The sequence below is a fragment of the Conexibacter sp. CPCC 205762 genome (genome assembly GCF_030646155.1).
GTDB lineage: Bacteria > Actinomycetota > Thermoleophilia > Solirubrobacterales > Solirubrobacteraceae > Conexibacter.
In genome coordinates this window covers 17,258-29,268 of record NZ_JAUTDN010000035.1, presented here as the reverse complement: position 1 = coordinate 29,268, position 12,011 = coordinate 17,258, and the positions used below count along the sequence as shown (strand labels likewise).

At 71.4% G+C, this 12,011-nt stretch carries 15 protein-coding genes; 10 read left to right on the top strand and 5 right to left on the bottom strand.

Annotation, left to right across the window (positions count from 1 at the left end; genetic code table 11):
• Nucleotides 1-16: 16 nt before the first annotated feature.
• Together Q7L73_RS21790 and Q7L73_RS21785 are read left to right on the top strand one after the other, a co-directional pair.
• Complete coding sequence (locus Q7L73_RS21790; RefSeq protein ID WP_304691557.1) at nt 17-211, top strand: hypothetical protein; 195 nt, start codon at nt 17-19, stop codon at nt 209-211.
• A gap of 84 nt (nt 212-295) precedes the next feature.
• Nucleotides 296-763, top strand: coding sequence for a ferritin-like domain-containing protein (locus Q7L73_RS21785; RefSeq protein ID WP_370552414.1), 468 nt, complete (start codon nt 296-298; stop codon nt 761-763).
• 76 nt (nt 764-839) lie between these two features.
• On the opposite strand, the gene Q7L73_RS21780 is transcribed toward Q7L73_RS21785, so the two are convergent.
• Together Q7L73_RS21780 and Q7L73_RS21775 are read right to left on the bottom strand one after the other, a co-directional pair.
• Nucleotides 840-1,550: a SigB/SigF/SigG family RNA polymerase sigma factor gene (locus tag Q7L73_RS21780; RefSeq protein WP_304691559.1), complete on the bottom strand. Its 711-nt coding sequence runs from the start codon at nt 1,548-1,550 to the stop codon at nt 840-842.
• A 127-nt stretch (nt 1,551-1,677) separates the two neighbouring features.
• Nucleotides 1,678-2,073 carry an ATP-binding protein gene (locus Q7L73_RS21775; RefSeq protein ID WP_304691560.1) on the bottom strand — a complete coding sequence of 132 codons (396 nt, stop codon included), beginning with the start codon at nt 2,071-2,073 and terminating at the stop codon, nt 1,678-1,680.
• A gap of 102 nt (nt 2,074-2,175) precedes the next feature.
• Here Q7L73_RS21775 and Q7L73_RS21770 point away from each other — a divergent pair, with 102 nt between their 5' ends.
• Together Q7L73_RS21770 and Q7L73_RS21765 are read left to right on the top strand one after the other, a co-directional pair.
• Nucleotides 2,176-4,188: an acetoacetate--CoA ligase gene (locus tag Q7L73_RS21770; protein WP_304691561.1), complete on the top strand. Its 2,013-nt coding sequence runs from the start codon at nt 2,176-2,178 to the stop codon at nt 4,186-4,188.
• A gap of 41 nt (nt 4,189-4,229) precedes the next feature.
• Complete coding sequence (locus tag Q7L73_RS21765; RefSeq protein ID WP_304691562.1) at nt 4,230-4,874, top strand: TetR/AcrR family transcriptional regulator; 645 nt, start codon at nt 4,230-4,232, stop codon at nt 4,872-4,874.
• Nucleotides 4,875-4,899: 25 nt separating this feature from the next.
• On the opposite strand, the gene Q7L73_RS21760 is transcribed toward Q7L73_RS21765, so the two are convergent.
• Nucleotides 4,900-5,082 carry a hypothetical protein gene (locus Q7L73_RS21760; RefSeq protein ID WP_304691563.1) on the bottom strand — a complete coding sequence of 61 codons (183 nt, stop codon included), beginning with the start codon at nt 5,080-5,082 and terminating at the stop codon, nt 4,900-4,902.
• Between the two features lie 162 nt (nt 5,083-5,244).
• Here Q7L73_RS21760 and Q7L73_RS21755 point away from each other — a divergent pair, with 162 nt between their 5' ends.
• The 4 genes from Q7L73_RS21755 to secG are packed head-to-tail and all read left to right on the top strand — an operon-like array spanning nt 5,245 to nt 8,605.
• Entirely contained in the window at nt 5,245-5,718 is a 474-nt protein-coding gene (locus Q7L73_RS21755) for a cytochrome c maturation protein CcmE (RefSeq protein ID WP_304691564.1), read from the top strand.
• 28 nt (nt 5,719-5,746) lie between these two features.
• Nucleotides 5,747-7,948, top strand: coding sequence for a heme lyase CcmF/NrfE family subunit (locus tag Q7L73_RS21750; protein ID WP_304691565.1), 2,202 nt, complete (start codon nt 5,747-5,749; stop codon nt 7,946-7,948).
• Nucleotides 7,949-7,958: 10 nt separating this feature from the next.
• Nucleotides 7,959-8,375 carry a hypothetical protein gene (locus Q7L73_RS21745; RefSeq protein ID WP_304691566.1) on the top strand — a complete coding sequence of 139 codons (417 nt, stop codon included), beginning with the start codon at nt 7,959-7,961 and terminating at the stop codon, nt 8,373-8,375.
• Between the two features lie 2 nt (nt 8,376-8,377).
• Nucleotides 8,378-8,605, top strand: a complete 228-nt coding sequence (secG, locus tag Q7L73_RS21740) for a preprotein translocase subunit SecG (protein ID WP_304691567.1) — start codon at nt 8,378-8,380, stop codon at nt 8,603-8,605.
• Between the two features lie 203 nt (nt 8,606-8,808).
• Here the strand turns inward: secG and Q7L73_RS21735 are convergent, their stop codons facing one another.
• Nucleotides 8,809-9,558, bottom strand: a complete 750-nt coding sequence (locus Q7L73_RS21735; protein WP_304691568.1) for an HD-GYP domain-containing protein — start codon at nt 9,556-9,558, stop codon at nt 8,809-8,811.
• Nucleotides 9,559-9,571: 13 nt separating this feature from the next.
• Nucleotides 9,572-10,414 carry a sulfurtransferase gene (locus Q7L73_RS21730; RefSeq protein ID WP_304691569.1) on the bottom strand — a complete coding sequence of 281 codons (843 nt, stop codon included), beginning with the start codon at nt 10,412-10,414 and terminating at the stop codon, nt 9,572-9,574.
• Between the two features lie 150 nt (nt 10,415-10,564).
• Here Q7L73_RS21730 and Q7L73_RS21725 point away from each other — a divergent pair, with 150 nt between their 5' ends.
• The gene (locus tag Q7L73_RS21725) at nt 10,565-11,221 is read left to right on the top strand and encodes a hypothetical protein (RefSeq protein WP_304691570.1); all 657 of its coding nucleotides are present in this window, start codon (nt 10,565-10,567) and stop codon (nt 11,219-11,221) included.
• 127 nt (nt 11,222-11,348) lie between these two features.
• Nucleotides 11,349-11,933, top strand: coding sequence for a hypothetical protein (locus Q7L73_RS21720; protein WP_304691571.1), 585 nt, complete (start codon nt 11,349-11,351; stop codon nt 11,931-11,933).
• Nucleotides 11,934-12,011 lie beyond the last annotated feature (78 nt).

Genomic DNA, 12,011 nt, shown 5'->3' with positions numbered 1-12,011 from the left:
AGGGCGACCTAACGCGATGAACGACACGACGATCGAGCACACCGAGGACTTTCCCCACGTCGGCTTCCGGGCCCGCCGCTGGCTGCGCTTCGAGCGCGACCTGGCGGAGTGGCTCGCGACGCCCGAGGGTCGGTTCACGCAGTGGTGCGCGCGCCAGCTTGTGGCAGCGCCGCCGACTGCCCCGCTCGACAGCGCCGACGCACCGCGATAGCGTCCGGGCCAGTGGCGGCCGGCGGGTCGGTCGCGTGGCTCGGAAGGAGCAGCGGTGCCCACGACACGGCATGCCTCGGCAGGGATCCTCTCGGACAAGCTCGCCGACAAGCGGCAGGAGATCGTCGAGCTGCTGACGCGCGCGTACTGGATGGAGATGGAGACGGTCATGTCCTATCTCGCCAACGCCTCCAACCTCGACGGCATCCGTGCCGACGAGATCGCCGAGGCGCTCCACGCCGACGTGCAGGAGGAGCTCGGCCACGCGCGCAGATTCGCCAAGCGGATCAAGGAGCTGTACGGCACCACGCCGGGCTCGCTGCAGTTCACGCCCGAGCAGACCTACCTGCAGCCGCCCGAGGACACGACCGACGTCGTGACCGTGATCAAGGGCGTGATCGAGGCCGAGGCCGGCGCGATCGAGCACTACACGCGCATCATCGAGGCCTGCGACGGCGTCGACTGGGCGACGCAGGACATGGTGATCGACGTCCTGCGCGACGAGGAGGGCCACATGCGGACCTTCGAGCGCTACCTCAAGGAGTTCGAGTAGCGCACGAGAACGCCCCGTGCGGAACGCTCGCCGGCCACCACGCCGGCGAGCGGGATCCGCGCACGGGGCGAAGGGTTCAGCGCGTCAGCTCGTGCAGCTTGTCGAGCGACTGCCGCAGCAGGCGTGAGATCTGCATCTGCGAGACGCCCACCTCGGCGGCGATCTCGCTCTGCGTCATGTCGTGCACGAAGCGCATTCTGAGAATCCGCTGCTCGCGCTCGGGCAGGTGCTTGAAGGCCGGCGCCAGCAGCGCGCGCGCCTCGGCGGCTCTGTAGCCCTCTTCGACGTCGCCGAGCGTGTCGGCGATCGTCGCGTCGCCGTCGTCGTCGTTGCCCGCGGGCGTCGCGAGCGACAGCGCGGTGCGGTTGGCGAGCGCGCCGAGCGCTTCGACGACCGCCTCCAGCTCCGCTCCGGTGCGCTCGGCGAGCTGCCGCGGCGTCGGCGCGATGCCGGTCTCGGTCTCGATCGCCTCGGCCGCGGTGCGCACCTTCAGCGCCAGCTCCTGCGTACCGCGAGCGACGTGCACGCCCCAGCCGGTGTCACGGAAGTGGCGCAGCAGCTCGCCGACGATCGTCGGCTGCGCGAAGGTCGAGAACGAGTGACCGCGATCGGGGTCGAAGCGGTCGACCGCCTTGATCAAACCGACCGAGGCGACCTGGACGAGGTCGTCGAGGCTTTCGCTGCCGCGGCGATAGCGGCGGGCGAGCGAACGGGCGAGCGGCAGATGTTCGGCGATCAGCGCCTCACGTGCCCGTGCGTCCCCGTTGCGGGCTCGCGCTGCCAGCATCCGCGTGCGCAGCAGCGAGCTGGCCGAACGCTTCCGTGGCTTCGCGGCACTCTTGGTTGCGAGGTTGGTGGCAGGTCCCATGTGCCTCACGATTACCCGGCGTTCGTCAGGGTCAATCGCGATCGGCTCAGGCTCGATCGCCCTCGACAGCAGTCAGTTCGAAGGTCAGATGGAGGCGTGTCGCCGCTCCGTCGTGGTCGATCTGGACGCCGTCTGCGACCGCGGCCATCAGAGCCATGCCCATTCCGAGGCCGGGGGAGTCGTCGCGCGGGCGGACGCCGCTGCCCTCGTCGGAGACGACGACCTCGAGCGCGCTGCCGTGCGGCTCGGCGCTGACCGACAGCGTCCCGGGCTCGGCCTGCTCGCGGTAGGCGTGCTCGACGACGTTCGTGCACGCCTCGCTGACGGCCAGCGCGACGTCGGCGAGCACGCGCTCGGAGGCGCCGGCCGCGCGCGCCGCCGCGACGACCGCGTGCCGCGCGGTGGGCACACTCTCGACGGTCGCGGGCAGCGTCAGACGCACGGCGCGGATGCTACCCACGTCAGGTGCCCTTGCCACGTGCGCGCGCCGAGATCCCCATCGGAGATCGCCCACCGCGCCATCGGATAGGTTGCGCGGCGAGAGATGGCCGCCGCGCGCGACACCCCGCCGATCCTCTGGACGCCGACGCCCGAGCGCGTCCGTGAGGCGCGCCTGACGCAGTTCGCGCGCTGGCTGCGAGAGGAGCGCGGCGTCGCGGCCGCCGGCGGCTCCTACGCCGAGCTGTGGCAGTGGTCGGTCGACGAGCCGGAGGCGTTCTGGGCGGCGATCTGGGACCACTTCGAGGTGATCGCGCACGCGCCCTGCGAGCGCGTCCTCGGCCGCCGCGAGATGCCCGGCGCACAGTGGTTTCCGGGCGCGACGCTCAACTATGCCGAGCACATCTTCCGCGGCCGCGACGACGCGGCCGTCGCGATCCGTCACGCGACCGAGCTGCGGCCGCTCGCCGCGCTGACGTGGGGCGGGCTGCGGGCGCTGACCGCGCGCATCGCGACCGCGCTGCGCGCCGAGGGGATCGTCGCCGGCGACCGCGTCGTCGCCTACGTCTCGAACCTGCCGGAGGCGGTCGCGACGCTGCTCGCCTGCGCCTCGATCGGCGCGATCTGGTCCAGCGCCTCGCCCGACTTCGGCGCCAGCGGCGTCGCCGATCGCTTCGCGCAGATCGAGCCGGCGCTGCTGCTCGCGGTCGACGGCTACCAGTACGGCGGCAAGCGCTTCGACCGGCTGCCGGTGCTGGCGGAGCTGCAGCGGCGGCTGCCGACGCTGCGGCGGACGGTCGTGCTGCGCCAGCTCGACCCGCAGGCCGACCTCTCCGGCCTGCGCGACGCGGTCGCCTTCGACGCCTGGAGCGGCGCCGTGCCGCTCGGCGAGCCCGATCCGGCCGCGCCGCCGCTGACGTTCGCGGCGGTCCCGTTCGAGCACCCGCTGTGGGTCCTCTACAGCTCCGGCACGACCGGCCTGCCGAAGGCGATCGTGCAAGGGCAGGGCGGGATCCTGCTGGAGCAGCTCAAGCACCAGCACCTGCACGTCGACGCGCAGGCCGAGGACCGCGTCTTCTGGTTCACGACGACCGGCTGGATGATGTGGAACTTCCTCGTCGGCTGCCTGCTGACGCCGGCCTCGATCGTGCTCTACGACGGCAACCCCGGCTGGCCGTCGATGGATCGCCTGTGGCAGTTCGCCGAAGACGCGGGCGTGACGATCTTCGGCACCAGCGCCAGCTACCTGTCGGCGTGCATGAAGGCCGGGATCGCGCCCGGCGCCGCGCACGACCTCAGCCGCCTGCACGCCGTCGGCTCGACCGGCTCGCCGCTGGCGCCGGAGGGCTTCGAGTGGGTCTACCGCCACCTGGGGGAGGAGACGTGGCTGTTCTCGACCTCCGGCGGGACCGACGTCTGCTCCGCCTTCGTCGGCGGCGTGCCGACGCTGCCGGTCCATCGCGGCGAGCTGCAGGCGCGCGCGCTCGGCGCCAAGGTCGAGGCGTTCGACCCGGACGGCAGCGCGGTGATCGGCGAGGTCGGCGAGCTGGTGCTGACCGAGCCGCTGCCGTCGATGCCGCTGTTCCTCTGGAACGACCCCGATGGAAGCCGCTACCGCGACGCCTACTTCGACATGTTCCCGGGCGTCTGGCGCCACGGCGACTGGATCGAGATCACCGCGCGCGGCACCGCGATCATCTCCGGCCGCTCCGACTCGACGATCAACCGCGGCGGCGTGCGAATGGGCACGGCCGAGATCTACCGCTCGGTGCTGGCGCACGACGACGTCGTCGACGCGCTCGTCGTCGATCTGCCCAAGCCCGGCACCGAGGGCTGGATCGAGCTGTTCGTCGTGCTGCGGCCCGGCGCCGCGCTCGACGATCGGCTGCGCGCCACGATTCGCGCGCAGATCCGCGGCGACTGCTCGCCGCGTCACGTCCCCGATGTGATCGAGCAGATCGCCGAGGTTCCGCGCACGCTCTCCGGCAAGGCGCTGGAGGTGCCGGTGAAACGGATCCTCAGCGGGATCGAGCCCGAGCGCGCCGCCAGCCGCGACGCGCTCGCAAATCCTGGCGCGCTCGACTTCTTCGTGGCGCGTGTGAGGTCTGATCAGCATTAGCGCCTTTCCGGTCCGTCGCGCCCATTGGTAAGAATCCCGGCGTGATCGATTGGGCACCAGGGGCCGACTCCAGACCCCAGACCGCGGCCGAGCGCCGCCGGCTGCCGGCGTCCGAACGCCGTGAGCGGATCCTCGACGCGGCCGTGAGACTGTTCGCCGAGCGCGGCTTCCATGCCGCCTCGATGGACCAGATCGCCGCCGCCGCGGGCATCTCGAAGGCGGTCGTCTACGACCACTTCACCTCCAAGCGCGAGCTGTACACCGTCCTGCTGGACACGATCCGGGGCGACATGGACAGCCTGATCGCGGAGGCGATCGCGCCGCTGCCTGAAGGTGACCGCGTCTGGACCGCGATCGACGTCTTCTTCGGCTACGTCGAGAGAAACCGCGACGCCTGCCGGCTGCTGTTCCTGGAGGTGCAGGGGACGACCGAGGTCGCCGCGATCGTGCAGCAGCTGGAGGACCGCGTCGCCGTCGCACTGAGCGCGACGCTCGCGGCTGACCCGGAGATCTTCGACGGCCATCCCGACCGCGAACGGCAGGTGCGGATCCTCGCGGAGCTGCTGAAGTCCGCCATACACGGGCTCGCGAGCTGGTGGTACCGGCACCCGGACGTGCCGCGTGCGGACCTCGTGGCGCGCACGGTCGGGCTCATCACTCCCGCGATCGACGCGGCGAGAGCGTGAACGGGGCGGCGGGGGACGGGGCGCGCTACCAGGCCTGCGCGCTGCCGCAATGCGGGCAGTCGACGCCGGCCGTCACGTCGGCCACGAACACGTAGCCGCAGTGACAGTGGTAGAGCGCGCGGTCCTCGCAGCCGTCGGAAGCAGCCGGCTCGCGGCGGGTGGGCGCGTCGGCGGTCGGTCGCGTCGCTGCCAGCGTCGCGGTCGCCACTGCTGCGTCCCTGCCCGTCCATGGGCGCTTCGTGATGCGGGGCTGTCGAAGTTGCACGGTCATGATCTTTAACAACGAGATCGGCGGATTGTTTCGCGCTCTTGAGCACAAACCCTCGCCTGTCGGCACTCGGAGCGCGACTCCTGCGATACTGGCTGTTCGATGGACCCCAGTCGCAAACGCCGTATCCGCCTCGTCGTCGCCGCCACGGCGGCTCTGCTGCTCGCCAGCGCGCTGATCTACACCAGCTTCAGCGCCGGCTCCGACGAGAAGACCGCCGGTCAGCTGCTGACCAGCGCGAGAGCCGGTGAGACCTACACGCTCGCCGGCACCGTCGCACCGAGATCGGTCAGACGCGCGGACGGCGTGCTGTGGTTCCGCATCCTCGATCCGCACAGAAGAGTCTCCGCGCTGGTGCGCTACACGGGGCTCGTGCCGGATCCCTTCCGCGAGGGCCGCGGTGTGATGGTCAAGGTCCAGCTCGGCAGAGACGGTCTGAGAGACAGCATGACGACCGAGTTCGTCGCCGAGAAGGACTCGATGGTCACGAAGTGCCCGTCGAAGTTCCAGGTCGCGCCCGAGAGACTGCCCGACGGCGCGCCCGAGGATCTTCTGAGAGCGGCGCCGTCGAGCTGATGAGCGCCGTCTCGATGAGCCTGCGCTGATGGCGGTCGTCGGCAGAGCACTGCTGATACTCGCGCTTGGCGTCGCGCTGTACGGCATCGGCGCGTCGGTCTACGGCGGCGTCAAGCGCAGACGCGCCTGGGTCGAGTCCGGCCGTCGCGCGGTCTACGCGCTCGCCGGCACGCTGACGATCGCCTTCGCGATCCTCGAGGTCGCCTTCCTGCGCTCGGACTTCAGCTACTCGCTCGTCACCTCGCACTCGAGCACGACGACGCCGACCTTCTACAAGGCGACCGCCGTCTGGTCCTCGCAGGAGGGCTCGCTGCTGCTGTGGGTCTGGCTCCTGTCCATATGGTCGAGCCTCGTCCTCTTCCTGACGCGCCGCAGCCTGCGCGAGATCGCGCCCTACGCGCAGGCCGTCCTGTGCGGCTTCGCGGTCTTCTTCCTGTTCCTGTCGGTCTTCAAGGCGAACCCGTTCGGGACGCTCGCGTCGGTGCCGACCGAGGGCCAGGGCCTCAACCCGCTGCTGCGCCACCCGGCGATGATGTTCCACCCGCCGGCGCTCTACTCCGGCTACACGCTCTTCTCGATCCCGTTCGCATTCGCGATCGGCGCGCTGATCGCCAACCGCCTCGGCGCCGAGTGGATCCAGGGCACGCGCCGCTTCGCGCTCGCCGCCTGGCTGTTCCTCGGGCTCGGGATCATCCTCGGCGCACGCTGGTCGTACACCGAGCTGGGCTGGGGCGGCTACTGGGCTTGGGACCCGGTCGAGAACGCCTCGCTGATGCCGTGGCTGACCGGCACCGCGTTCATCCACTCGATCATGATCCAAGAGAAGCGCGGGATGCTGAAGGTCTGGAACGCGTCGCTGGTGCTCGCCACCGGCACGCTCGCGATCATGGGCACCTTCCTCGTGCGCTCGGGGATCCTCGACTCGATCCACGCCTTCGGCGCCTCGACGCTCGGGGTCCCGTTCCTGGTCCTGATCGGCGTGATGATCCTCAGCTCGATCGGGCTCGTGCTGTACCGCCGCGAGTCGCTCTCGTCCGAGCACAAGCTCGACTCGCTGCTGTCGCGCGAGGCGGCCTTCATCCTCCAGAACATCATCCTCGTCGCCTTCTGCTTCGTGATCTTCTGGGGCACCTTCTTCCCGCTGATCTCCGAGCTGGTGACCGGCACGAAGACGTCGGTCGGCGGGCCGTGGTTCGACAAATACGTCGTGCCGCTGGCGTTCGTGCTGGTCGCGCTGATCGGGATCGGCCCGCTGATCTCGTGGCGCCGCGCGACCGCCGCCAACCTGCGCCGCAACTTCACCTTCCCGATCGCCACCGGCGTCGTGACGCTGATCGCGCTGCTGTTCGTCTCCGGCGCGACCGCCGAGCCGAAGGCGCTCGCGATGACGGCGCTGGTCGCGTTCGTGCTCGCGGGCGTCGGCCAGGAGCTGTGGCGCGGCGTGCGCGCCCGCCAGGCGATGGCGGACGAGGTCGCGCCGCTGGCGCTCGTCTCGCTGGTGAGACGCAACCGCCGCCGCTACGGCGGCTACATCGTCCACGCCGGCTTCGCGATCCTGCTGTTCGGCGTCGCCGTCTCGTCGTCGTTCGAGCACTCCAAGGACGTCGCGATGAAGCCCGGCGACACGGCCCAGATCAACGGCTTCGACGTCAGATACACGAGAGCCTATGCCGAGGCGCTGCCGGAGAAGATCGTCTTCGGCTCGCAGCTCGACGTCTCCAAGAACGGCAAGCACGTCACGACGCTGAGAACGACGCGCGGCTTCTACCCGGCGACGAACTCGACGACGCTCGGCGTCGTCAGCCGCTTCTTCAACGGCGAGGCGGAGAGCGAGGTCGGCCTGCGGGCCGGATTCGGGCGCGACATCTGGACCGTCGTCAACCCGGACCTGCTGCCGCTGCAGCCGATCATCGATCAGGGCGACAGAGTCTTCGGCGCGCTGCTCAGATCGTGGGCGAACGGCGGCAGACCGGTCAGCAGAGAGCAGCTCGACGCCTTCTACCGGCAGCGCGACGAGGCCGTCAACGGGCTCGCCAGACGCTGGGAGACGAGACCGTGGACGTCTGACTTCCGCCTGATCGTCTCGCCGATGGCGACGTGGATCTGGATCGGCGCGATCATCACGATATTCGGCGGCGCGGTCGCGCTCTGGCCGGCGCCGGCGACCGCGCGCCGCCGCGTCACCGCCACCTACGCCGCGCGCCTCGCGCGCGACCTGCAGCGCAGCTGAGGGCTCGTCCGTGGAGTTCCTGCTGATCGTCGTCGTCTTCGCGCTCGTGGTCCTCGTGATCGCGACGCCGCTGAGACGCGGCCGGGTCGAGCAGAGCGAGCGCCGCGAGGCGCTCGAGCTGGCCGAGCTGGAGGCCGCCAAGGAGGCGAAGTACCACGAGATCCGCGACGCCGAGATGGACTTCCGCACCGGCAAGCTGTCGAAGGAGGATCACCGCATCCTCGACCGTCAGCTGCGCGGTGAGGCGATCCAGCTGCTGCGGCGGATCGACACGATCAAGCCGCCGGCGGAGGCCGCTGCCGGCGGCCTCGGCCCGGGCGGGAGAGCGGCCGCGGAGGCCGCCGCGAGAGCGGCGCCGGACGACGATCCTGCCGACGGCTCCGAGGCCCCGCCGCGCGAGGACTCCACGTCGGCTACGATGCGCTGAGCATGTACACGCTTCTGTCCGTCATCCAGGTCTTCATAGCCGTCGTCCTCGTGCTGCTGATTCTCATGCACAGCGGAAGAGACACCGGCCTCTCCGGCGCCTTCGGCGTCGGCACCGGCAGCGGCCCCTTCGGTGGCGGCTCGCTCGTCGAGCGGAACCTGAACCGCTGGACGATAGCCTTCGCGATCGCCTTCGGTCTCAACACCGTCATCCTCTTGAAATTGAGTTGACGGCGGCGGGCGCTCGTGCGTCCGCCGGCTGCTCACGTCGTGCCCGACGCCCGCGCTTGCGGGCGTTTTGCGTTCTGGGCGATGGGGTGGCGCACGGGTGGCGCGACTTTTGCCGCCAATCTGTCTGAGCAATCAGTAGGATTTGCGAAGACCGCGACGGGCAGGGGTGCGCGCCGCGGTCTGTCGTGCGGTCCGGGACGGCTTCAGAGCAGCGTGCAGCGGAGCTGCTCGAGCGCCTCGTCCGGGATCGCCATGAACTGCGCGGCGACCTCCGGATCGAACTGCGAGCCGGCGCCCTGGGCGATCACGGTGCGCGCGTCCTTGAAGGAGGAGGCGGCGCGGTAGGGGCGATCGCTGGTGAGCGCGTCGAAGGTGTCGGCGACGGCGAAGACGCGGGCGGCGAGCGGGATCTGCTCGCGCGCGAGCCGGTCCGGGTAGCCGGTGCCGTCCCAGCGCTCGTGGTGGGAGCGGACGACGTGGCGGGCCTCGCCGAGGAAGTCGATCCCGCTGACGATCTCGTCGCCGATCACGGGGTGCTGGCGCATCACGTCGATCTCCGGCGCCGTCAGCGAGCCGGGCTTGTGCAGGATCGCGTCGGAGATCGCGACCTTGCCGATGTCGTGCAGCAGGAAGCCGAACTCGATCTGCGGCTCGTCGACCTTCATCCCGCAGGCGCGCGCCAGCGCGAGCCCGTAGGCGGCGACCCGCTCGGCGTGCTTGCCGGTGTAGGCGTCGCGCGCCTCGACGGCGTCCGCCAGCGCCCTGACGGTCGCCTCGTAGGAGCGGCGCAGCTCCAGCGCGCGCATGTGCTCGCGCTCGGAGGCGCGCCGCAGCTGCTCGGCGTAGCGCTGCAGCTCGACCGCGCGCTGCTCCGCCTCGCGCTCGCGCAGCGCCAGCTCGGCGCGCAGGCGGTCCAGCTCTTCACGCAGCTGTTCGAGTTCCGCGCTCACCATCGTCGTCACGAGCCTACCCCGCTGCCTCGTCTGTCGCCTCGCCGCTCGCGATCGGAAGACCGCGGGCGACCCAATCGCTCCACGAACCTGCGTAGAGCTTCACGTCTTCACGGCCGGCCGCGGTCAGCGCGAGAACCAGCGCCGTCGCTGTCACGCCCGAGCCGCAGGAGGCGACCAGCGTGGTGTCGGCCGGCAGGTCCGCCGGGGGCGGAAAGGCCTGCGCCGCCAGCAGGTTGCGGGCGCCGGGGATGTGGCCGGCGACCGGGTCCAGCGGCTCGGCCTCGCCGCGGAAGCGCTCCGGCGCGCGGGCGTCGAGGACGAGGTAGCGGCGCTCGCCGGGCGGCTGCTGCAGGTCGTGCGCGAGCTCGTCGGCGGTGACCAGGTCGTCGGCGAGGTCGGCGGCGCTCGGCGCGAAGTCGCCGGGCGACGGGGGAGGCTCGCCGCCGGCGCCCAAAGGCCCCTCCCAGGCGGCGAGCCCTCCGTCGAGCACGGCGACGTCGCGGAAGCCGCAGTGGCGCAGCAGCCACCACAGTCGCGCGGCGCCGCCGCTCATCGCGTCGTCGTAGGCGACGACAGTCGTGCCAGCGCCGATCCCCGCCCGCCGCACGGCGGCGGCGAAGCGGTCGAGCGCGGGCAAGGGGTGACGACCGCCGACCGGACCCCGCTCCGGCGTCCCCGGCGCGGGTGCGCCGGGCGGATCGGAGAGGTCCGCGTCGAGGTCGAGGAAGACGGCGCCGGGGATGTGCCCGGCCGCGTACGCGGCGCGCCCCGCAAGCGGGTCGCCAAGCGTGAAGCGGCAATCGACGACGCGCAGCCGCGGCTCCTCGAGCCGCGCGGCGAGCCAATCCTGTGACACGAGCGGGTCCATCGGCAGGCTGTGGTTTCCACGCGCAGGACCGGTGTCCTGCGCGGCGGGGCTGGCGCGGGCGCGCTTGTGCAGCGTGGGCGTTCCGTTGCGGGGGTTGCGCGCGGGCCGATGGGGCGGAGGCAAGGTTAGGATGCCACCGTGTCGCGCCGCGTCAGACCGGTCGAGCCCAGACTGCTGTCGGTGGTCGGCTTCACCGACCACGCGATCGAGCGCTTCGCCGAGCGCGCCGGGCTCGACGTCGCCGATCGCCGCCGTGTCGAGCCGATCGCGCGCGATCTGCTGCTGCAGGAGGGCAGCTCGTCCTATGACCCGCCGCGCTGGTACCGCTCCTCCAACGCCGCCGACGGCTACTTGGAGGCGGGCGAGTGGATGCTGTTCGTGCTGCGCACTTCGCGCCGGCGGCCCGGCGCCTGGGACGTCGTCACCGTCCTGAGCAACGGCGACGGCACGACCTGGCCGGTCGCCCGCAGACGCGGCCTGATCCTCACCCCGCCGCCGCTCCCGCCGCGCCCGCGCCGCCGCCGCGTCCGCGTCAGCTGGCTGGGGAGCGTGTGGGCGGGCCTGCGCGCGCGGCGGCGGGCGCCTGCAGCCGTTGCACCCGGCTCGCGCGTGTCGGCAGATGCGGCGCCCGGTCGCTGGGCGTCGATCCGCACCGCCCACGCCGCGCGCCGCGCCGCGGCCGCCGCGCGCGAGGCGTCCGATGGCGCGGCGGCGTGGGAAGCCGCGCGCTCGCGCCATGAGGCCGAGCGCGAGGCCGCGCGAGCGGCGCATCGGCGGCGCTACGCGCGCGGCTGAGTCGCGGCCCGGCTGCGCCCAAATTCCTCGGTGGGGACCCAGCATCCAATCGCACTGCTTTGAGGTAGGTTGGCGCGATCCTGCCCCCGACGTGCGTGCGCCCGCGCGCGCGTGAAAGGACCCTGCGTTGCCTCGAATCTCCGCCGTCATCGCCAGTTCCACCGCTGCGGCCGTCGCACTCGCCAGCCTGGTGATCGTGCCGGCCGCCGGCGCCGCGCTGCCGTCCAACAGAGACAAGACGATCGTGCCCGGCGTCTCGATCGGCGGCGTCAAGGTCGGGATCGGCGCGAGAAAGGCCGTCGCCACGTGGGGCCCATCGGACTGCGCCCAGGCGGCCGACATCCTCTGTCACTACGAGGCGAGCCCGTCGAGCGCCAACTTCAACACCGGCAACACCGCGTTCGAGCTCACCGGCGGCAAGGTCACCGTCGTCTCGATCACCTCGGCCTACGACTTCGACAGAGCGCGCAACCGCGTGCCGCTCTTCAGCAGAGCGCTGACGAAGTACAAGACGGCTGACGGCATCGGCCTCGGCGCGAGCGTCGCGCAGGTCAGACGCGCGTACCCGGCGATCAGAGGCAGAACCTTCGGCGGCGGCATCGCGGCCCTGTACACGCTCGGCCGCGGCGCGAGAGCGACCGCGTTCGACTTCGCCGCATCGAACGGCAGACTGCGCCTGTTCGCGATCCGAATCGGGCGATCGGGCGTCTGAGACAGCCCCAGAACGGCCAGAGCCCCCGATCGCTCGGGGGCTCTGGTGGTGCTGCTCACAGTGCACGCGGCGCGCTGG